21 protein-coding genes are annotated in these 20936 nt (G+C 69.9%); 12 read left to right on the plus strand and 9 right to left on the minus strand.

The features are described from left to right. Positions 1-72 precede the first annotated feature (72 nt). Genes pgl through tkt form a run of 5 tightly spaced genes read right to left on the minus strand, consistent with a single transcriptional unit; the run spans position 73 to position 6766 of the window. Entirely contained in the window at positions 73-855 is a 783-nt protein-coding gene (pgl, locus tag ABZ896_RS14595; RefSeq protein WP_360927338.1) for a 6-phosphogluconolactonase, read from the minus strand. Next, positions 852-1988, minus strand: coding sequence for a glucose-6-phosphate dehydrogenase assembly protein OpcA (gene opcA / locus ABZ896_RS14600; RefSeq protein WP_360927341.1), 1137 nt, complete (start codon positions 1986-1988; stop codon positions 852-854). Before opcA ends, pgl begins: the two co-directional genes overlap by 4 nt. After that, positions 1985-3523 carry a glucose-6-phosphate dehydrogenase gene (gene zwf, locus ABZ896_RS14605; RefSeq protein WP_360927344.1) on the minus strand — a complete coding sequence of 513 codons (1539 nt, stop codon included), beginning with the start codon at positions 3521-3523 and terminating at the stop codon, positions 1985-1987. Before zwf ends, opcA begins: the two co-directional genes overlap by 4 nt. Positions 3524-3527: 4 nt before the next feature. After that, the gene (gene tal / locus ABZ896_RS14610) at positions 3528-4646 is read right to left on the minus strand and encodes a transaldolase (protein WP_360927347.1); all 1119 of its coding nucleotides are present in this window, start codon (positions 4644-4646) and stop codon (positions 3528-3530) included. A gap of 32 nt (positions 4647-4678) precedes the next feature. Beyond that, positions 4679-6766: a transketolase gene (gene tkt, locus ABZ896_RS14615; protein ID WP_360927350.1), complete on the minus strand. Its 2088-nt coding sequence runs from the start codon at positions 6764-6766 to the stop codon at positions 4679-4681. A gap of 353 nt (positions 6767-7119) precedes the next feature. Here tkt and ABZ896_RS14620 point away from each other — a divergent pair, with 353 nt between their 5' ends. Genes ABZ896_RS14620 through ABZ896_RS14635 form a run of 4 tightly spaced genes read left to right on the plus strand, consistent with a single transcriptional unit; the run spans position 7120 to position 10365 of the window. Beyond that, entirely contained in the window at positions 7120-8073 is a 954-nt protein-coding gene (locus tag ABZ896_RS14620; RefSeq protein WP_360927405.1) for a heme o synthase, read from the plus strand. A gap of 57 nt (positions 8074-8130) precedes the next feature. Further along, positions 8131-8463, plus strand: a complete 333-nt coding sequence (locus tag ABZ896_RS14625) for a hypothetical protein (protein ID WP_360927353.1) — start codon at positions 8131-8133, stop codon at positions 8461-8463. Between the two features lie 60 nt (positions 8464-8523). After that, positions 8524-9630, plus strand: coding sequence for an amidohydrolase family protein (locus ABZ896_RS14630; protein ID WP_360927357.1), 1107 nt, complete (start codon positions 8524-8526; stop codon positions 9628-9630). Between the two features lie 18 nt (positions 9631-9648). Further along, complete coding sequence (locus tag ABZ896_RS14635; protein WP_360927360.1) at positions 9649-10365, plus strand: nucleotidyltransferase; 717 nt, start codon at positions 9649-9651, stop codon at positions 10363-10365. Here ABZ896_RS14635 and ABZ896_RS14640 read toward each other — a convergent pair. The 4 genes from ABZ896_RS14640 to ABZ896_RS14655 form a co-directional block, all read right to left on the minus strand. Then, on the minus strand, positions 10323-11342 hold the full coding sequence (locus ABZ896_RS14640; protein WP_360927363.1) for a COX15/CtaA family protein: 1020 nt from the start codon (positions 11340-11342) through the stop codon (positions 10323-10325). The genes ABZ896_RS14635 and ABZ896_RS14640 overlap by 43 nt on opposite strands. A 37-nt stretch (positions 11343-11379) precedes the next feature. Further along, a complete protein-coding gene (locus tag ABZ896_RS14645; RefSeq protein ID WP_360927366.1) occupies positions 11380-12150 on the minus strand; it encodes an ABC transporter permease in 771 nt (256 codons plus the stop codon). A gap of 88 nt (positions 12151-12238) precedes the next feature. Further along, a complete protein-coding gene (locus tag ABZ896_RS14650) occupies positions 12239-13162 on the minus strand; it encodes an ABC transporter ATP-binding protein (protein WP_360927369.1) in 924 nt (307 codons plus the stop codon). 10 nt (positions 13163-13172) lie between these two features. Next, positions 13173-14087: an AAC(3) family N-acetyltransferase gene (locus tag ABZ896_RS14655; protein ID WP_360927372.1), complete on the minus strand. Its 915-nt coding sequence runs from the start codon at positions 14085-14087 to the stop codon at positions 13173-13175. A gap of 161 nt (positions 14088-14248) precedes the next feature. On the opposite strand from ABZ896_RS14655, the gene ABZ896_RS14660 reads away from it, so the two are divergent. From ABZ896_RS14660 to ABZ896_RS14695, 8 genes are read left to right on the plus strand one after another with little or no spacing between them, the layout of a single operon-like run. Next, positions 14249-14971: a metalloregulator ArsR/SmtB family transcription factor gene (locus ABZ896_RS14660; RefSeq protein ID WP_360927375.1), complete on the plus strand. Its 723-nt coding sequence runs from the start codon at positions 14249-14251 to the stop codon at positions 14969-14971. Further along, positions 14968-16389, plus strand: coding sequence for a Fe-S cluster assembly protein SufB (gene sufB, locus ABZ896_RS14665; protein WP_360927378.1), 1422 nt, complete (start codon positions 14968-14970; stop codon positions 16387-16389). Before ABZ896_RS14660 ends, sufB begins: the two co-directional genes overlap by 4 nt. A gap of 53 nt (positions 16390-16442) precedes the next feature. Further along, on the plus strand, positions 16443-17624 hold the full coding sequence (gene sufD, locus ABZ896_RS14670) for a Fe-S cluster assembly protein SufD (protein ID WP_360927381.1): 1182 nt from the start codon (positions 16443-16445) through the stop codon (positions 17622-17624). Then, positions 17621-17953 carry a non-heme iron oxygenase ferredoxin subunit gene (locus ABZ896_RS14675; RefSeq protein ID WP_360927384.1) on the plus strand — a complete coding sequence of 111 codons (333 nt, stop codon included), beginning with the start codon at positions 17621-17623 and terminating at the stop codon, positions 17951-17953. Before sufD ends, ABZ896_RS14675 begins: the two co-directional genes overlap by 4 nt. An 8-nt stretch (positions 17954-17961) precedes the next feature. Further along, positions 17962-18726: a Fe-S cluster assembly ATPase SufC gene (sufC, locus tag ABZ896_RS14680; RefSeq protein WP_360927387.1), complete on the plus strand. Its 765-nt coding sequence runs from the start codon at positions 17962-17964 to the stop codon at positions 18724-18726. After that, positions 18723-19994 carry a cysteine desulfurase gene (locus tag ABZ896_RS14685; RefSeq protein WP_360927390.1) on the plus strand — a complete coding sequence of 424 codons (1272 nt, stop codon included), beginning with the start codon at positions 18723-18725 and terminating at the stop codon, positions 19992-19994. Before sufC ends, ABZ896_RS14685 begins: the two co-directional genes overlap by 4 nt. A 16-nt stretch (positions 19995-20010) precedes the next feature. Next, positions 20011-20475 carry a Fe-S cluster assembly sulfur transfer protein SufU gene (sufU, locus tag ABZ896_RS14690; protein ID WP_360927393.1) on the plus strand — a complete coding sequence of 155 codons (465 nt, stop codon included), beginning with the start codon at positions 20011-20013 and terminating at the stop codon, positions 20473-20475. Then, a complete protein-coding gene (locus tag ABZ896_RS14695; RefSeq protein WP_073494514.1) occupies positions 20472-20804 on the plus strand; it encodes a metal-sulfur cluster assembly factor in 333 nt (110 codons plus the stop codon). Before sufU ends, ABZ896_RS14695 begins: the two co-directional genes overlap by 4 nt. The last annotated feature ends 132 nt before the right edge of the window (positions 20805-20936 follow it).

The raw sequence follows: 20936 nt of genomic DNA on the forward strand, positions 1-20936 counted from the left end.
CGCGCGGACGCCGGGCCCCTCCGTGGAGGAACCCGGCGCCGGCCGCCGTACGGGAAGTGCCGGAAGCCGTCGTTACGGCGAAGCCGGCGGGTAGAGCGAGCGCGGCAGCTGGGAGGCCGCCGCCGCGTCCAGGAGCCACAGGGTGCGGGAGCGGCCGTACGCGCCCGCCGCCGGGGCCTGGATCTCGCCCGCGCCGGACAGGGCGATCGCCGCGGCCTGCGCCTTGTCCTCGCCGGCCGCGAGGAGCCACACCTCGCGGGCCGCGCGGATCGCGGGCAGGGTCAGCGTCACCCGGGTCGGCGGGGGCTTGGGCGCGCCGTGCACCCCGACGACCGTCCGCTCGGTCTCCCGGACCGCCGGAAGCTCCGGGAACAGGGACGCCACGTGCGTGTCCGGGCCGACACCTAGCATCAGGACGTCGAAGGTGGGGACGGTGCCATGGTTCTCGGGGCCGGCCGCGCGGGCCAGCTCCTCGGCGTAGGCGGCTGCCGCGGCCTCGGCGTCGTCGCCGTGCGGGCCGTCCGACGCGGGCATGGCGTGCACGCGCTTCGGGTCCAGCGGAACGGAGTCCAGCAGGGCCTCGCGGGCCTGCGTGACATTGCGCTCGGGGTCGCCCTCGGGCAGGAAGCGCTCGTCGCCCCACCACAGGTCCAGGCGGCCCCAGTCGACGGCGTCCCGGGCGGGCGCGGCGGCGAGGGCGGCCAGCAGGCCGTTGCCGTTGCGCCCACCCGTGAGGACCACGGACGCCGAGCCCCGGGAGGCCTGCGCGTCCACGATCTTCGTGATCAGCCGGGCCGCGGCGGCCTGGGCCATCAGCTCCTTGTCGCGGTGCACGACCAGCTGCGGGGTGTTCACTTCGCCGCCTTCCCGGACCCGGAGAGGCCGGAGGGGACCGGCTTCAGCGCCGGCGGCTCCGCCGGTTCCGGTGCGGGAGCTTGCGCAGGAGCCTCGCCGACGGCCGGTTCTCCTTTGGCCGGCGGTCCCTCCGGAGCTGCTTCGGTGGCCGGAGCTGCTTCGACGATCGGAGCCGCCTCGGCCGGTTCCTCGGGCACCCGCCCGTTCGACTCGTTCAGCCGGTGCACCCCGAACCGCAGCGCGGACGCGTACGTGTCGTCCGGGTCCAGCCTGCGCAGCTCCTCCGCGATCAGCTCGGCCGTCTCGCGGCGCTTGAGCGCCACCGCGCGGTCGGGCTGGCCGTCGATGGACAGCGTCGCGAGCGAGCCGTCCGCCCGGTCCAGGGTGATCGGCCCGTTGTTGGTCTCCATGCGGACCGCGGTCAGCCCGGGCCCGGAGGAGAGCGAACGCCGTACCGGCACGTCGAGACGGTCCGCGAGCCACATGGCGAGCAGCTCGCAGCTCGGGTTGAACTCCTCGCCCTCCACCTCGACCGCCTTGACCTCCACGCTGACCTGGTCCAGGGCCGCCGCCAGCATCGAGCGCCAGGGCGTGATCCGGGTCCAGGACAGGTCGGTGTCGCCGGGCGTGTAGGTGTCGGCGCGGGCGGTGAGTTCCCGCACCGGCTGCTCCGAGGAGTACGTGTCGGTGACCCGGCGCTGGCCGAGCGCGCCCAGCGGGTCGCCGGCCGGGTCGAGCGGCGCGTCCACCGGCCACCACACGACCACCGGGGCGTCCGGCAGCAGCAGCGGCAGCACGACCGACTGGGCGTGGTCGACGACGTCGCCGTGCAGCCGCAGCACCACCGTCTCGCCGGTGCCCGCGTCCGCGCCCACCCGGACCTCGGCGTCGAGCCGGGACTGGGTGCGGTCACGGGGGCTGCGCGACACCCGCTTGATGACCACCAGCGTGCGCGAGGGGTGCTCGCGCGACGCGTCGTTGGCGGCCTTGAGGGCGTCGTAGGCGTTCTCCTCGTCCGTGACGATGACCAGGGTGAGGACCATGCCGACGGCCGGCGTGCCGATCGCCCGGCGGCCCTGCACCAGCGCCTTGTTGATCTTGCTGGCCGTGGTGTCCGTGAGGTCTATCTTCATGGCCGGCGCCAGCTCCGTCCCTCTCGTGCGAGCATTTCGTCCGCCTCGACCGGGCCCCAGGTGCCGGACTCGTACTGCGCGGGCTTGCCGTGCCGGTCCCAGTACTCCTCGATCGGGTCGAGGATCTTCCAGGACAGCTCGACCTCTTCCGTGCGGGGGAAGAGGTTCGAGTCGCCGAGCAGGACGTCGAGGATGAGCCGCTCGTACGCCTCGGGGGAGGACTCGGTGAACGACTCGCCGTAGGCGAAGTCCATCGAGACGTCCCGGATCTCCATCGAGGTGCCGGGCACCTTGGAGCCGAAGCGGACGGTGACGCCCTCGTCGGGCTGGACGCGGATGACGATCGCGTTGGAGCCCAGCTCCTCGGTGGCCGTCGTGTCGAAGGGGGAGTGCGGGGCCCGCTGGAAGACCACCGCGATCTCGGTGACCCGGCGGCCGAGGCGCTTGCCGGTGCGCAGGTAGAACGGCACGCCCGCCCAGCGGCGGTTGTCGACCTCGACCTTGATGGCCGCGTACGTGTCGGTCTTGGACTGCGGGTCGATGCCCTCCTCCTGGAGGTACCCGACCGCCTTCTCGCCGCCCTGCCAGCCCGCCGTGTACTGTCCGCGCACGGTGTCCCGGCCCAGGTCCTTCGGCAGCCGTACGGCCCCGAGCACCTTGGTCTTCTCGGCGGCCAGCGCGTCCGCGTCGAAGGAGGCGGGCTCCTCCATGGCGGTGAGGGCCATCAGCTGGAGGAGGTGGTTCTGGATGACGTCACGGGCGGCGCCGATGCCGTCGTAGTACCCGGCCCGGCCGCCGATGCCGATGTCCTCGGCCATGGTGATCTGCACGTGGTCCACGAAGGACCGGTTCCAGATCGGCTCGAACATCGTGTTGGCGAAGCGCAGCGCCAGGATGTTCTGGACGGTCTCCTTGCCCAGGTAGTGGTCGATGCGGAAGACCTGGTCCGGGGCGAAGACCTCGTGGACGATCGCGTTGAGCTCCTCGGCCGACTTCAGGTCGTGGCCGAACGGCTTCTCGATGACCGCGCGCCGCCAGGAGCCGGACGACTGGTCGGCGAGGCCGTGCTTCTTGAGCTGCTGGATGACCACCGGGAAGGCGCCCGGCGGCACGGACAGGTAGAAGGCGAAGTTGCCGCCCGTGCCCTGTGCCTTGTCCAGCTCGTCGATGGTGTCGCGCAGCCGCTCGAAGGCGTCGTCGTCGTCGAAGGTGCCCTGGACGAAGCGCATCCCCTGGATGAGCTGCTGCCAGACCTCCTCACGGAACGGCGTACGGGCGTGCGCCTTGACCGCGTCGTGGACCTCGGCGGCGAAGTCTTCGTTCTCCCACTCCCGGCGGGCGAAGCCGACCAGTGAGAAACCCGGCGGCAGCAGACCCCGGTTGGCGAGGTCGTACACGGCGGGCATGAGCTTCTTCCGCGACAGATCGCCCGTGACGCCGAAGATGACCAGGCCCGACGGCCCCGCGATACGCGGGAGCCGTCGGTCGGCGGGATCACGGAGCGGGTTCGCTCCGGAACCGGAAAGAAGCGACAAGGGTTCAGCCCTCCGAGGGGGCGAGGCGCTGGAGCTCCGCCTCGGTCGACTTGAGCAGGTCGTTCCAGGACGCCTCGAACTTCTCGACGCCCTCGTCCTCAAGCAGCTGCACGACCTCGTCGTAGGAGATCCCGAGCTTCTCGACGGCGTCGAGTTCGGCGCGGGCCTGCTCGTAGGTGCCGGCGATCGCGTTGCCGCGGATCTCGCCGCCCGCCTCGGTCGCCTGGAGCGTGGCCTCCGGCATGGTGTTCACCGTGTTGGGCGCCACCAGCTCGTCGACGTAGAGGGTCGCCTTGTAGGCCTTGTCCTTGACGCCGGTGGAGGCCCACAGCGGACGCTGCTTGTTGGCGCCGGCGTTCTCCAGCTTCGACCAGCGCTCGCCGGAGAAGACCTCCTCGTACGCCTGGTAGGCGAGGCGGGCGTTGGCGACGCCGGCCTTGCCGCGGGCGGCCTTGGCCTCGTCGGTACCCAGCGCGTCGATGCGCTTGTCGATCTCGGTGTCCACGCGGGACACGAAGAAGGACGCCACGGAGTGGATCTTCGACAGGTCGAGACCCTTCTCCTTGGCCCGCTCCAGGCCGGCCAGGTAGGCGTCCATGACCTCGCGGTAGCGCTCCAGGGAGAAGATCAGCGTGACGTTGACGCTGATCCCGAGGCCGATGACGTCGGTGATGGCCGGGATGCCCGCGCGGGTGGCCGGGATCTTGATGAGGGTGTTGGGGCGGTCGACGAGCCAGGCGAGCTGCTTGGCCTCGGCGACGGTCGCCTTCTCGTTGTGGGCGAGTCGCGGGTCGACCTCGATCGACACGCGGCCGTCCTGGCCGCCGGTGGCGTCGAAGACCGGGCGCAGGATGTCGGCGGCGTCGCGGACGTCCGCCGTGGTGATCATGCGGATGGCCTCTTCGACCGTGACCTTGCGGGCGGCGAGGTCGGACAGCTGCTGGTCGTAGCCGTCGCCCTCGGAGATCGCCTTCTGGAAGATCGACGGGTTGGTGGTGACGCCCACGACGTGCTGCTGGTCGATCAGCTCGGCGAGGTTGCCGGACGTGATCCGCTTGCGCGACAGGTCGTCCAGCCAGATCGCGACGCCTTCTTCGGAGAGGCGCTTGAGTGCGTCTGTCATGGAATTACATCTCCTACGGTCGTGTATGGGCGTCAGCGCTGGGCGGCGGTGAGGGATTCCCGGGCCACGGAGGCCACGTTCTCGCCGGTGAAGCCGTACTCCTGGAAGAGCACCTTGCCGTCGGCGGAGGCGCCGAAGTGCTCCAGGGACACGATGCGACCGGCGTCCCCGACGTACTTGTGCCAGGTCAGGCCGATGCCGGCCTCGACCGCGACGCGCGCCTTGACCGACGGCGGCAGGACGCTGTCCCGGTACCCCTGGTCCTGCTCCTCGAACCACTCCACGGACAGCATGGACACCACCCGGGTCGGCACACCGGAGGCCTCCAGCTGCTCGCGCGCCTCGACGGCGACGTGCACCTCGGAGCCGGTGGCGATGAGGATGACCTCGGGGGAGCCGTTCGACGCCTCGAACAGGACGTAGCCGCCCTTGACGGCGTCCTCGTTGGGCTCGTAGGTCGGCACGCCCTGGCGGGTCAGCGCGAGGCCGTGCGGGGCGCCCTTGCCGTAGACCTTGGTGTGGCGCTTGAGGATCTCGCGCCAGGCGATCGCCGTCTCGTTGGCGTCGGCCGGGCGGACCACGTTCAGGCCGGGGATGGCGCGCAGCGAGGCCAGGTGCTCGACCGGCTGGTGGGTCGGGCCGTCCTCGCCGAGGCCGATGGAGTCGTGCGTCCACACGTAGGTCACCGGCAGGTGCATCAGCGCGGACAGGCGTACGGCGTTGCGCATGTAGTCGGAGAAGACGAGGAACGTACCGCCGTAGATACGGGTGTTGCCGTGCAGCGCGATGCCGTTCATCTCCGCGGCCATGGAGTGCTCGCGGATGCCGAAGTGGATCGTGCGGCCGTAAGGGTCCGCCTCCGGGAGCGGGTTGTCCGCCGGGAGGAACGAACTCGTCTTGTCGATCGTGGTGTTGTTAGAGCCGGCGAGGTCGGCGGAGCCGCCCCACAGCTCGGGGATCACCGCGCCGAGCGCCTGGAGCACCTTGCCGGAGGCGGCACGGGTGGCGACGCCCTTGCCCGGCTCGAAGACCGGGATGGAGGACTCCCAGCCCTCGGGCAGCTCACCCGCGACGATGCGGTCGAACTCGGCCGCGCGCTCGGTGTTGTTGGCGCGCCACTCCTGGAGCTGCTTCTCCCACTCCGCGCGGGCCTCACGGCCGCGGTCGAGGGCCTTGCGGGTGTGGTCGATGACCTCGTCGGCGACCTCGAAGCTTTTTTCGGGGTCGAAGCCCAGCACCCGCTTGGTCGCCGCGACCTCGTCGTCGCCGAGCGCCGAGCCGTGCGCCGCCTCGGTGTTCTGGGCGTTCGGGGCGGGCCAGGCGATGATCGAGCGCATCGCGATGAAGGACGGCTTGTCGGTGACCGCCTTGGCTTTCTGGATCGCGTCGTAGAGCGCGGCCGGGTCCAGGTCGCCGTTGGCCTGCGGCGCCACGCGCTGGGTGTGCCAGCCGTACGCCTCGTACCGCTTGACGGTGTCCTCGGAGACGGCCGTCTCGGTGTCGCCCTCGATGGAGATGTGGTTGTCGTCCCACAGCAGGATGAGGTTGCCGAGCTTCTGGTGGCCGGCCATCGAGGACGCCTCGGCGGAGATGCCCTCCTGGAGGCAGCCGTCACCGGCGACGGCGAACACGAAGTGGTCGAAGGGGGACTCGCCCTCGGCGGCCTCCGGGTCGAACAGACCGCGCTCGTAGCGGGCGGCCATCGCCATGCCCACCGCGTTGGCGACACCCTGGCCGAGCGGACCGGTCGTCGTCTCGACGCCCTTGGTGTGGCCGTACTCCGGGTGGCCCGGGGTCTTCGAGCCCCAGGTGCGGAACGCCTTCAGGTCGTCCAGCTCCAGACCGAAACCGGCCAGGTACAGCTGGGTGTAGAGGGTCAGGGACGAGTGGCCGGCGGACAGCACGAAGCGGTCGCGGCCGACCCACTCCGGGTCGGCGGGGTCGTGCCGCATCACCTTCTGGAAGAGGGTGTAGGCGGCGGGCGCCAGGCTCATCGCCGTACCCGGATGGCCGTTTCCGACCTTCTGTACGGCGTCGGCGGCCAGGACGCGGGCGGTGTCGACGGCCCGCTGGTCCAACTCGGTCCACTCGAGGTCTGTGGTGGTCGGCTTGGTGCTCACCCTGGGTCAGGGCTCCTCTCCACATGTCAGGCATGTCGATTGCCGGTGCATCGGGCGCCCGGCCGTTGTCGAGCCTACCCCCGCGAGTACGTGCGTCTTTTCGAGTCATTCCAGACTGCCGGGCCGCACGGGGATGCGCCTCCTGACTGGGGTCGATCGCGTTCGGCAACTGAATACGGAGTCGCTCGTCCGAGTGCTCAAAGGAGTGACGACGGGCTCTTCCGGGGGGTCGCCCGGACACGACCCCACCCCCGCGAATGTCGGGGTATGGGCAACGTCTACAGTGGCGTGGTACGCGCGAGCCTTTACCGGGACTTCACATGGCCGAGGCTTGCTGGGATGTCTCTGTAGGGGTGTGCGTGACGGCCGTCGAATCCCGTCCAGCGGGTGTGCTGGGGGAGAGCAGGAGCTCGAGTCACCGGCCGTTCGGGGCCCGTGTCAAGGCGTTCGTGGCGCTCACCAAGCCGCGGATCATCGAGCTGCTGCTCATCACCACCGTTCCGGTGATGTTCCTCGCCCAGCAGGGCGTGCCGGACCTGAAGCTGGTCCTGCTCACCTGCCTCGGCGGGTACCTCTCGGCGGGCGGCGCCAACGCGCTGAACATGTACATCGACCGGGACATCGACGCGCTGATGGACCGTACCTCGCAGCGTCCGCTGGTCACCGGCATGGTGTCGCCGCGCGAGTGCCTCGCCTTCGGCATCACCCTCGCGGTCGTCTCCACCCTGCTGTTCGGCCTCACCGTCAACTGGCTGAGCGCCTGGCTCGCCCTCGGGGCGCTCCTCTTCTACGTGGTCGTCTACACGATGATCCTCAAGCGGCGCACCTCGCAGAACATCGTGTGGGGCGGCATCGCGGGCTGTCTGCCGGTCCTCATCGGCTGGTCGGCCGTCACCAACTCCCTGTCGTGGGCGCCGGTCATCCTCTTCTTCGTCATGTTCTTCTGGACGCCGCCGCACTACTGGCCGCTGTCCATGAAGGTGAAGGAGGACTACGCGCGCGTGGGCGTGCCCATGCTGCCGGTCGTCGCCTCCAACAAGGTGGTCGCCAAGCAGATCGTCATCTACAGCTGGGTGATGGTCGCGGTCTCCCTGCTGCTGACCCCGCTCGGCTACACGGGCTGGTTCTACACGCTGGTGGCGCTGCTCGCGGGCGGCTTCTGGCTGTGGGAGGCACATGGCCTGCAGAATCGGGCCAAGGCCGAGGTGACGGGCGCGAAGCTCAAGGAGATGCGGCTGTTCCACTGGTCGATCACCTATGTGTCGATCCTCTTCCTGGCGATCGCGGTGGACCCCTTCCTGAGGTAGGGCCCTGAGGTGAGGGTCACGTCGTCGTCCCCTCTACCCGTCGGTAGCATCATCGCCATGGCAGACACGCAGCAGGTTGACGCGAAGGCCGAGCGCAGGGTCGCCCGGCTCGTGAAGCAGATCGGCGCCTTCGCCAAGGAGCACGGCGGCGCCGAGGGACAGCTCGCCTACATCGGCGAGCGCGGCACCCGGATCGTCCTGGTCGGCGAGGACGGCGGCTGGGGCGACCTGGTGGCCCCGTCGTACGAGATCGCCGAGAAGGCGGTCGCGAAGGCCGGCATCACCGTCCACGAGGAGTTCGACGGCGAGTTCGCCGCGAAGGTGACGACCGGGCCGTACGAGTGGTCGCGGATGGCCGGGATCCAGGTGGGCGGTCCCAGCAACACCTAGTGCCCGGTTCACCCGTTAGGACGTGTGGCAAGCACACACGGTCCGTCCACGGGAGTCCGGATGATCGAAACGCCGTCCCTGGTGGACCAGTACTGCCACGGCGTACTGAGAACGGAACTGGGCCTCGGCACCTTCGAGGCCCAGCTGGCCCGCACCGAGGGCCCGCCCGCCCCGGGGACCACGCTCTTCGACACCCAGACCGGTTTCGCCGTACGACGATGGTGCCCGCCGCTGCTCGGTCTGGAACCGCACTGTCCCCCCGCCCGTTATCTCGCCCGGCGCCGTGAACTCGGCGTACTGGAATCGGGCCGCAGGCTGCTGCGGGGCAGCGGGATCACCACCTACCTGGTCGACACCGGGCTGCCCGGCGACCTCACCGAGCCCACCGAACTCGCCTCCACCGCGGCCGCCGAGGCCCGCGAGATCGTCCGGCTCGAACTCCTCGCCGAACAGGTCGCCGACACCTCCGGCACGGTCGAGTCCCTCCTCGCCAACCTCGCCGAGTCCGTGCACGGCGCGGCGGCCACCGCGGTCGCCTTCACCTCGGTCGCGGGCGTACGGCACGGTCTCGCGCTCGCGCCCGAGCCGCCCGGCCCCGGAGAGGTGCGGGGCGCGGCGGGCCGGTGGCTGGCGGGCCGCCGGGTGGGCGGCGAGCTGTCCGACCCCGTTCTCTTACGGCACCTGCTGTGGATCGCCGTCGCCACGGGCCGGCCGCTCCAACTGCACGCCGGGCTCGGCGAACCGGGCCTGCGCATCGACCGCACGGACCCCGTGCTCCTCACCGACTTCGTGCGCGCCACCGCCGGTCTCGGCACCGACCTCGTTCTGCTGCACGGCTACCCCTACCACCGGCACGCCGCCCATCTCGCCGGGGTCTTCCCGCATGTCTACGCCGACTCCGGGGCCGCTCTCGCGCGCACCGGCGCCCGCGCGGCGACCGTCCTCGCGGAGACCCTGGAACTGGCCCCCTTCGGCAAGATCCTCTTCTCCAGCGGCGCCCACGGCCTGCCCGAACTGCACGTGGTGGGCGCCCGGTTGTTCCGTGAGGCGCTGGGGCGGGTGCTGGGCGGATGGGTCGCGGAGGGGGCGTGGTCGCTGGCGGACGCGCAGCGGGTGGCGGGGATGGTGGCGGCGGGGAACGCGCGCAGGGTGTACGGGCTGGAGTGAGGTGTACAGGATGGGCGTATGCAGACCGAGGTGTTACTGGACCGCTTTCTCACCGGGCTGGCGCCGCTTGCCCCCGTCGCCGTGTGGGCGCATGGCTCGCTGGGCGGCGGTGACTACCAGGAGGGGCGCAGCGACCTGGATCTGATCGCCGTACTGGAGTCTCCGGTCGGGCCGGCGACGGTGTGGCGGCTGGCGAAGCTGCACGCGCGGCTACGGGCCGAGCCGTTGTCCGGCCAGTTGCACTGCACGTATCTGACACCCACGGCCGATCCCGGTCGCCGCCATCTGACCTGGGCGCACGAGGAGTTGTTCAAGCGGCCGGTCAGCCCGGTGACCCGGCGCGAGCTGCACACCTTCGGCCGCGTGCTGCACGGACGGCCGCCGGCGGATCTGCTGCCGGCGGTGACGGACCGGGAACTGGCCGACCATGTGGTCCGCGACCAGCGGGACTTCTGGCGCCCGGCCCTCGCCAACGGCCCGTTGTGGACCCGGGACGTGTGGGTCGACCTGGGACTGCTGACGTTCGCCCGCGCGACCGTGACCCTGCGCGAGGGCCGGTTGATCTCGAAGCGCGAGGCGCTGGAGCTGCTGCCGGGGCTCGGGGCGCCGGTGGAGGTCGTGGCGGACATCCGCGCGCGCCGCTACGGCGATCCCGCGGCCCCCGTCGAGAACCGGGCCGAGCTGACCCGTGCCTACCTGGGCCCGGCGATCGACGCGCTCGTGGCGTCGTACTGAAGGGGAAGGTCCGGAAGCTCGGCGTCCGGACGCTCGCGCAGGGCCAGGAGCACCCGCAGCACACCGATCCAGACCAGGGCCGAGCCGAGCATGTGGAGGCCGACCAGGAACTCGGGGAGGTCGGTGAAGTACTGGACGTAGCCGATCACGCCCTGGGAGAGCAGGACCAGGAAGAGGTCGCGGGTGCGGTCCAGGGGGCCCTTGGGGGCGTCGACCGCCTTGAGGATGAACCACAGGGCGAAGGTCAGCGACACCACGATCCAGGCCAGTACGGCGTGCACCTTGCTGACGGTCTCCCAGTCCAGCGGCATCCGCTCGACCTCGCTGGAGTCACCGGCGTGCGGCCCCGCTCCGGTCACCACGGTGCCGACCAGGATCAGCAGCACGGCGGCGGCGACCAGGAACCACACCAACTGCTGCACCGGCTTGCCGACCAGCGGGCGGGACTCTCCGTCGCCCTCCCGGGTGCGCTGCCACATCACCGTGGCGACGGCGATGAGCGCCGAGGTCGCCACGAAGTGGGCCGCGACGGTGTACGGGTTGAGACCCACGAGCACGACGATCCCGCCGAGGATCGCGTTGCTCATCACGATCCAGAACTGCGCCCAGCCCAGCCGGGTCAGGCTGCGGCGGCGCGGCTTCTCGCTGCGGGCCGCGATGATCGCCCAGCCGACGGCGGCACAGAGCACGTACGTCAGCATCCGGTTGCCGAACTCGATCGCGCCGTGCACGCCCATCGCGCTGGTCGCGGTGAGCGAGTCGTCGGTGCACTTGGGCCAGGTCGGACACCCGAGCCCGGACCCGGTCAGCCGCACGGCCCCACCGGTGACCACGATCACCACGGACATCACGACCGCGGAGAGCGCGGCCCGCCGAACCGTCCGCGGTTGCGGGGTCCAGCGTGCGGCGATGAAGGCGAGCGGGTTGCGGAGCGCCGCTACGGCGTCGGCACGGGTCAGCTTTGGCACGGGATCCATCGTAGGGGGCAGCTTGTGCACGCTTTCACGAGGCCCCCTACTCCCAGCGGAAGAACCGTCCCGCCGCCGCCAGACCCACGACGGCCCATGCCGCCAGGATGCCCAGATCCCCCCACGGCATGGCGGCGCCGTGTTGCAGGACGTCGCGGAGGCCGTTCGACAGGGCTGTGATCGGGAGGAGGGAGAGGAAGTCCTGGGCGCCCTGGGGGAATTTGGACAGGGGGACCATCACGCCGCCGGCGACCAGGAGGAGCAGGAAGGCCAGGTTGGCCGCGGCCAGGGTGGCTTCCGCCTTGAGGGTGCCCGCCATCAGGAGGCCGAGGCCGGAGAAGGCCGCCGTGCCGAGGATCAGGAGGAGCAGGACGGCCAGCGGGTTGCCGTGCGGGGACCAGCCCAGCGCGAAGGCGATCGCCGTCAGCAGGATCACCTGGAGGATCTCCGTGACCAGGACCGACGCCGTCTTCGCCGTCATCAGGGCCCAGCGGGGGAGAGGCGAGGACGCCAGGCGCTTCAGGACTCCGTAGCGGCGTTCGAAGCCCGTCGCGATCGCCTGGCCCGTGAAGGCCGTCGACATGACCGCGAGGGCGAGGACGCCGGGGGTGAGGAAGTCCACGGCCTTGTCGCGGCCCGTGTCGATGATGTCCACCGAGCTGAACAGCACGAGCACGAGGGCCGGGATCACCACCGTCAGCAACAGCTGCTCGCCGTTGCGGAGCAGCATCTTCGTCTCCAGCACCGCCTGGGCCCGGATCATCCGGCCCAGCGGGGCCGCACCCGGCTTCGGGGTGTACGTACCGGTGGTGGTCATCCGCGTAGTTCCCTGCCTGTCAGCTCCAGGCTGTGTCTTCCCGGGGGATAACCCCCGGACCCCCAGCAGATCCTTGTCCGGACCGGCGTCATGAGCGCAACTCCTTGCCTGTGAGCTCCAGAAAGACGTCTTCCAGGGTGTGGCGTTCGACCGAGATCTTCTCCGGCATGACGCCGTGCTGGGCGCACCAGGAGGTCACCGTCGCCAGCAGTTGCGGGTCCACCTTGCCGATCACCCGGTAGGAGCCCGGCGTCAGTTCCGCCGCCGAGCAGTCCGCGGGGAGGGCCTTGAGGAGCGAGCCCACGTCCAGGCCGGGGCGGCCCGAGAAGCGCAGGGTGTTCTCCGCGCCGCCGCGGCACAGCTCCTCCGGGGAGCCCTGGGCGATGACCCGGCCCGCGTCGATGATCGCCACGTCGTCGGCGAGCTGCTCGGCCTCGTCCATGTAGTGGGTCGTGAGGATCACCGAGACGCCGTCCGCGCGCAGGTCGCGGATCAGGTCCCAGGTGGCGCGCCGGGCCTGCGGGTCCAGGCCCGCGGTCGGCTCGTCCAGGAAGACCAGCTCCGGGCGGCCCACCACGGCCATCGCGAGGGCCAGGCGCTGCTGCTGGCCGCCGGAGAGCCTGCGGTACGTCGTCCGGCCGCAGCCGCCCAGGCCCAGGCGCTCGATCAGCGCGTCCACGTCCAGCGGGTGCGCGTGCAGCCGGGCCGTGTGCCGCAGCATCTCGTCGGCCCGCGCGCCCGAGTACACGCCCCCGGACTGGAGCATCACGCCGATCCGGGGATGCAGCTCGCGCCCCTGGCGCACCGGGTCCAGGCCCAGGACGCGCACGGTCCCCTCGTCCGGCCTGCGGTATCCCTCGCAGGTCTCGACGGTCGTCGTCTTGCCCGCGCCGTTGGGTCCGAGGACGGCGGTCACGCCCGCCCGGGCCACCAGGTCGAGGCCGTCCACGGCGGTCTTCGTGCCGTACCGCTTCACCAGGGCACGAACCTGGAGCACGGGCTCACTTCGCATGGGCCCGAGTCTAGGTTCGCGGTCCGCGCGGCCGACGGCCGGGTGCAGGATCTCCACCACCGGGATCCCCACCACTGGGGTCTCCACCGCCGAGATCCCCACCACCGAGTACGGTGCGCACCGCCCCGGGGATCTCCTCCTCCCGGGACCGGTGCACCGGCAGCCACCGCTCGGCGTAGGCGACCGCGTCCGCGACCGGGAACAGCCGGGTGTCGGCCCCGCCCACTGTTCCCCGTACGACGGGACGGTCCCGTTCGTAGTCGTAGCCCAGCTCGTCGAAGCGGTCGGAGGTGATCGACACCTCGGTCACCACCTCCCAGCCGGCCGGTCCGGGGCGGCCGACCCGCACCAGCGGGGAGGGGACGCGGTACTCGGCGAGATGGAAGCTCGTACAGGTGTCCCAGAGCGCGCCCAGCATCAGCACGCGCGCGTGCAGCGCTTCGAGACGGGCCAGCGGGCTGCGCTCGCCGAGGCGGCAGTCGGGTGCGTGGCCGTCGAGCACCTCCCGCGCGCGAGCGCCGAGCCCGGCGAAGGACGTCTGCGGGTGCGCGCTGCGCAGGGCGCCGGGCCAGGTGCGGACGGTCTCCGGGATCAGGCCGACCCCTCGGGAGGGCGTGACGAGGGGGTCGTAGGCGGGCATGGTGGCCCGGATCGTCTCCCACCACTCCTCGGGCACCGGCGGGTTGCCCCACACGGCCGGGTCGGAGAGGTCGCCGGTCTGGGTGGGGACCACGAGCGTGCCGTCCGGACCGAGGACGTCGAGGAGGGCCTGGACCACCGCGACGGGGCCTCCGCAGACCCAGCCGAGGGCCTTCAGGGAGGAGTGCACGAGGAGGATCTCGCCGCTGCGGACACCCAGCTCGCGCAGCTCCTTCGCGAGGGTGTCGCGGGTGACAAGTGGGCCGGTGGGAGGTGGTGTCGGCATGGTTTCGGAGTGTCCCCGACAAGGCCTCGAAATGCCACCGGATTGATCGATCAAAGATCGTTTCCGCAGGTCAGGTTAGGTGTGCCTAAGTGATGCAGGGCACCGTCCACAGGTCCGGCCGCGGCTTGCCCGTCCCTGAGGAATTACGCAACAATGGCGTTGTGAAAAACGTCGGCGAGGCCCCGCAGGAGGAGCTCGCGACCGGTGAGCGCTCGACGCGCAACCGGGTCGCGCGGTCCATCCTGGACCACGGCCCGTCGACCGTCGCCGACCTGGCCGCCCGGCTGAGGCTGACGCAGGCGGCCGTACGACGCCATCTGGACGCCCTCGTCGCCGACGACGTCGTGGAGGCGCGGGAGCAGCGGGTCTACGGCGCGCGGACGCGCGGCCGTCCCGCCAAGGTCTTCGCGCTCACCGACTGCGGCCGCGACGCCTTCGACCAGTCCTACGACAAGCTCGCCGCCGACGCCCTGGACTGGATCCGGGAGCGGTTCGGCGGGGACGAGGCCGTCGTCGCCTTCGCGCGCGCGAGGTTCGCCCAGCAGGCGTCCGCCTACCGCAAGGCGGTCGAGGCCGCGGCCCCCGAGTCGCGCATCGAAGCCCTGGCCAAGGCCCTGAGCGTGGACGGGTACGCTGCTACGGCGCGTAGCGCACCGGTCGGCGAGCAGCTCTGCCAGCACCACTGCCCGGTGGCTCATGTCGCGGAGAAGTTCCCGCAGCTGTGCGATGCCGAGACCGAGATCTTCTCGCAGCTGCTCGGCACCCACGTCCAGCGACTTGCGACCATCGCCCACGGTGACGGCGTCTGTACGACATTCATCCCGAAGATTTCCCAGAACACCCATAACGCATCCGCAAGCACGGCCGGGAGGAACCCCGCATGACTCTCCCCACGGAGACTGCCCACCCCGAACTCGAGGGCCTGGGCAAGTACGAATACGGCTGGGCCGACTCCGACACCGCCGGCGCCTCTGCGAAGCGCGGTATCAACGAGGACGTCGTCCGGGACATCTCCGCGAAGAAGTCCGAGCCGGAGTGGATGACGAAGCTTCGCCTCAAGGGCCTGCGGCTCTTCGAGAAGAAGCCCATGCCGAACTGGGGCTCGGACCTCTCGGGCATCGACTTCGACAACATCAAGTACTTCGTGCGCTCCACGGAGAAGCAGGCGGAGTCCTGGGAGGACCTGCCCGAGGACATCAAGAACACGTACGACAAGCTCGGCATCCCCGAGGCGGAGAAGCAGCGTCTCGTCGCCGGTGTCGCGGCCCAGTACGAGTCCGAGGTCGTCTACCACCAGATCCGTGAGGACCTGGAGGAGCAGGGTGTCATCTTCCTCGACACCGACACCGCCCTCAAGGAGCACCCGGAGCTCTTCAAGGAGTACTTCGGCACGGTCATCCCGGTCGGCGACAACAAGTTCGCGTCGCTGAACACCGCGGTGTGGTCCGGCGGCTCCTTCATCTACGTCCCGAAGGGCGTGCACGTCGAGATCCCGCTCCAGGCCTACTTCCGGATCAACACCGAGAACATGGGCCAGTTCGAGCGGACGCTGATCATCGTCGACGAGGACGCCTACGTCCACTACGTCGAGGGTTGTACGGCCCCGATCTACAAGAGCGACTCTCTGCACAGCGCGGTCGTCGAGATCATCGTGAAGAAGGGTGCCCGCTGCCGCTACACGACCATCCAGAACTGGTCGAACAACGTCTACAACCTGGTCACCAAGCGCGCCGTGGCGTACGAGGGCGCGACCATGGAGTGGATCGACGGCAACATCGGCTCCAAGGTCACCATGAAGTACCCGGCCGTCTACCTGATGGGCGAGCACGCCAAGGGCGAGACCCTCTCCATCGCCTTCGCGGGCGAGGGCCAGCACCAGGACGCCGGCTCCAAGATGGTCCACATGGCGCCGAACACCTCGTCCAACATCGTGTCGAAGTCCGTCGCGCGCGGTGGCGGCCGTACGTCCTACCGCGGTCTCGTGGAGATCGGTGAGGGCGCCGCTGGCTCCAAGTCGAACGTGCTGTGCGACGCGCTGCTCGTCGACACCATCTCCCGCTCCGACACGTACCCCTACGTGGACGTCCGCGAGGACGACGTGTCCATGGGCCACGAGGCGACCGTCTCCAAGGTCTCCGAGGACCAGCTCTTCTACCTGATGAGCCGTGGTCTCTCCGAGTTCGAGGCGATGGCGATGATCGTGCGCGGCTTCGTCGAGCCCATCGCGAAGGAGCTGCCGATGGAGTACGCGCTGGAACTGAACCGGCTGATCGAGCTCCAGATGGAAGGCGCGGTCGGCTAAGCACCGCCGTCTCCATCCAGTCACTTACGTAGGAAGAGAGCAGACCGACAGCCATGGCTGAGGCTCAGAACATCCCGGTGGGCAGCACCACCGCCGGCTCGATCGCGGTGGCCGCCGAGTCGACCGTCGCCACGCGCATGAGCGCGCCCCCGTCCTTCGACGTGCAGGACTTCCCGGTCCCGCACGGCCGTGAGGAGGAGTGGCGGTTCACCCCGCTGGAGCGCCTGCGCGGGCTGCACGACGGCACCGCGGTCGCCACCGGCGAGGGAGTGAAGGTGGAGGTGCAGGCCCCCGAGGGCGTCACCGTCGAGACCGTCGGCCGTGACGACGCGCGCCTCGGCAGGGCGGGCACCCCGGTGGACCGCGTCGCCGCCCAGGCGTACTCCGCGTTCGAGAAGGCCGGCGTGGTCACCGTCCCCAAGGAGACGGTCCTCACCGAGCCGATCCGGATCGCCGTGCACGGCGAGGGCGGGGTCCGCTTCGGCCACCAGGTCATCGAGCTGGGCGCCTTCGCCGAGGCCGTCGTCGTCATCGACCACACCGGTGACGCGGTGCTCGCCGCCAACGTCGACTACGTCCTCGGCGACGGCGCCAAGCTGACCGTCGTCTCCGTCCAGGACTGGGACGACAAGGCCGTGCACGTTGCGCAGCACAACGCGCTGATCGGCCGGGACGCGTCCTTCAAGTCGGTCGTCGTCACCTTCGGCGGCGATGTCGTACGACTGCACCCGCGCGTCTCCTACGCCGGCACCGGTGGCGAGGCCGAGCTGTTCGGCCTGTACTTCACCGACGCCGGCCAGCACCAGGAGCACCGCCTCCTGGTCGACCACAACACCCCGCACTGCAAGTCCAACGTCGTCTACAAGGGCGCGCTCCAGGGCGACGACGCGCACGCGGTGTGGATCGGCGACGTGCTCATCGAGGCCAAGGCCGAGGGCACGGACACGTACGAGATGAACCGCAACCTCGTCCTCACGGACGGCGCCCGGGTCGACTCCGTGCCGAACCTGGAGATCGAGACCGGCGAGATCGTCGGCGCCGGCCACGCCTCCGCGACCGGCCGCTTCGACGACGAGCAGCTCTTCTACCTGATGGCCCGCGGCATCCCCGCCGACGAGGCCCGCCGTCTGGTGGTCCGCGGCTTCTTCGCCGAACTCGTCCAGCAGATCGGCGTCGACGACATCGAGGCGCGGCTGCTGGAGAAGATCGACGCCGAGCTGGAGATCGTGTCGTGAACGGGCCGACGTCGACCTTCGTACGCGCCTGTGGGCTGAGCGAGCTGGAGGAGGACACCCCCAAGCGGGTGGAACTCGACGGCACGCCGGTCTCGGTCGTGCAGACCGAGGGGGAGGTGTTCGCCATCCACGACATCTGCTCGCACGCGAACGTCTCGCTCTCCGAGGGCGAGGTGGAGGACTGCCAGATCGAGTGCTGGCTGCACGGCTCCAGCTTCGACCTGCGCACAGGCAAGCCGTCCGGCCTTCCCGCGACGCGCCCCGTCCCCGTATACCCCGTAAAGATCGAAGGGGACGACGTGCTCGTCTCCCTCAACCAGGAGTCCTGAGGCAATCCATGGCAACGCTTGAAATCCGCGACCTGCACGTCACCGTCGAGGCCGACAACGCCACGAAGGAGATCCTCAAGGGCGTCGACCTGACCGTGAAGCAGGGCGAGACGCACGCCATCATGGGCCCCAACGGCTCCGGCAAGTCGACCCTCGCCTACTCCCTCGCGGGTCACCCGAAGTACACCGTCACCGGCGGCACCGTCACCCTCGACGGCGAGGACGTCCTGGAGATGGAGGTCGACGAGCGCGCCCGCGCCGGCGTCTTCCTCGCCATGCAATATCCCGTCGAGGTCCCCGGTGTCTCGGTCTCCAACTTCCTGCGCACCTCCGCCACCGCCATCCGCGGCGAGGCCCCCAAGCTGCGCACCTGGGTGAAGGAGGTCAAGGAGGCCATGCAGCGCCTCAACATGGACCCCTCCTTCGCCGAGCGCAACGTCAACGAGGGCTTCTCCGGCGGTGAGAAGAAGCGCCACGAGATCCTCCAGCTGGAGCTCCTCAAGCCGAAGATCGCGATCCTCGACGAGACGGACTCAGGCCTCGACGTCGACGCGCTGCGGATCGTCTCCGAGGGCGTCAACCGCGTCCGCGAGACCGGCGAGGTCGGCACCCTGCTGATCACGCACTACACGCGCATCCTGCGCTACATCAAGCCCGACCACGTGCACGTCTTCGCCAACGGCAAGATCGTCGAGTCGGGTGGCCCCGAGCTCGCCGACAAGCTGGAGGCCGAGGGGTACGAGGCTTACACGAAGGGTGGCGCATCCGCGTGACACAGCTGCCGGGCCTCCTCACTGAGTCCAATCTTCTTGGCGAGGCGATCCGCAAGGACTTCCCCGTCCTGGACCGCCAGGTCCACGACGGCCGGAAGCTCGTGTACCTGGACAACGCGGCCACGTCGCAGAAGCCGCAGCAGGTACTGGACGCCCTGAACGAGTACTACGAGCGCCACAACGCCAACGTCCACCGCGGTGTGCATGTGCTCGCCGAGGAGGCCACGGCGCTGTACGAGGGAGCGCGCGACAAGGTCGCCGCGTTCATCAACGCGCCCTCGCGGGACGAGGTGATCTTCACCAAGAACGCCTCCGAGTCGCTCAACCTCGTGGCGAACATGCTGGGCTGGGCCGACGAGCCCTACCGCGTGGACTCCGAGACCGAGATCGTCATCACGGAGATGGAGCACCACTCCAACATCGTGCCGTGGCAGCTGCTCTCGCAGCGCACGGGCGCGAAGCTGAAGTGGTTCGGGCTGACGGACGACGGCCGCCTCGACCTCTCCAACATCGACGAGATCATTACCGAGAAGACGAAGATCGTCTCCTTCGTGCTGGTGTCGAACATCCTGGGCACGGTCAACCCGGTCGAGGCGATAGTGCGCCGGGCGCAGGAGGTCGGCGCCCTGGTCTGCATCGACGCCTCGCAGGCCGCGCCGCACATGCCGCTGGACGTCCAGGCCCTCCAGGCCGACTTCGTGGCCTTCACCGGGCACAAGATGTGCGCCCCGACCGGCATCGGCGTGCTGTGGGGCCGCCAGGAGCTCCTCGAGGACCTGCCGCCGTTCCTCGGCGGCGGCGAGATGATCGAGACCGTGTCGATGCACTCGTCGACGTACGCGCCGGCGCCGCACAAGTTCGAGGCGGGCACCCCGCCGATCGCGCAGGCCGTGGGCCTGGGCGCGGCGATCGACTACCTCTCCTCGATCGGCATGGACAGGATCCTCGCCCACGAGCACGCGCTGACCGAGTACGCGGTCCAGCGGCTGACGGCGGTCCCGGACCTGAGGATCATCGGCCCCACCACGGCCGAGGACCGGGGCGCGGCGATCTCCTTCACGCTCGGCGACATCCACCCGCACGACGTGGGCCAGGTCCTCGACGAGCAGGGCATCGCGGTCCGGGTGGGTCACCACTGCGCCCGCCCCGTGTGCCTGCGCTACGGAATTCCTGCGACCACGCGAGCGTCGTTCTATCTGTACTCCACGCCGGCCGAGATCGACGCACTGGTCGAGGGGCTGGAGCACGTACGGAACTTCTTCGGCTGAAGGGCGTGCTGAAACCGTGAAGCTGGACTCGATGTACCAGGAAGTCATCCTGGACCACTACAAGCACCCGCACGGGCGTGGTCTCAGGGACGGTGACGCCGAGGTACACCACGTGAACCCCACGTGCGGCGACGAGATCACCCTCCGCGTGAAGTACGACGGCACGACGATCGAGGACGTCTCGTACGAGGGCCAGGGCTGCTCGATCAGCCAGGCCTCGGCCTCCGTGCTGAACGACCTGCTGGTCGGCAAGGACCTCGCGGACGCGCAGAAGATCCAGGAGACCTTCCTGGAGCTGATGCAGTCCAAGGGGAAGATCGAGCCCGACGACGCGATGGAGGAGGTGCTGGAGGACGCGGTCGCGTTCGCCGGTGTCTCCAAGTACCCGGCCCGGGTCAAGTGCGCCCTCCTCAGCTGGATGGCGTGGAAGGACGCGACGGCCCAGGCGCTGGGCGCCGAAGCCGAAAGGAAGACGGCATGAGCGAGACCGTGGAGATGAAGCCGGCCTCCGAGGAGGAGGTCCGCGAGGCGCTGTACGACGTCGTCGACCCGGAGTTGGGCATCGACGTCGTCAACCTGGGCCTCATCTACGGCATCCACATCGACGACGCGAACATCGCGACGATCGACATGACCCTGACCTCCGCGGCCTGTCCGCTGACGGACGTCATCGAGGACCAGGCCAAGTCCGCCACGGACGGCCTCGTCAACGAACTGCGCATCAACTGGGTCTGGATGCCCCCGTGGGGCCCCGACAAGATCACGGACGACGGCCGCGAGCAGCTGAGGGCGCTCGGGTTCAACGTCTGACCCACTGGCTGAGACCGTCGAGGCCCCCGGAGATCTTCTTCAGTTCAAGAGGTCGTTGCAACACCCCGTTCGTAGGGAGTTGCAGTGGACTTCGAGATCCGGGAGGACCGGAGGCCGCAGGGCCCCCGGAAG

It is taken from the genome of Streptomyces sp. NPDC047072 (assembly GCF_040643855.1).
Lineage (GTDB): Bacteria > Actinomycetota > Actinomycetes > Streptomycetales > Streptomycetaceae > Streptomyces.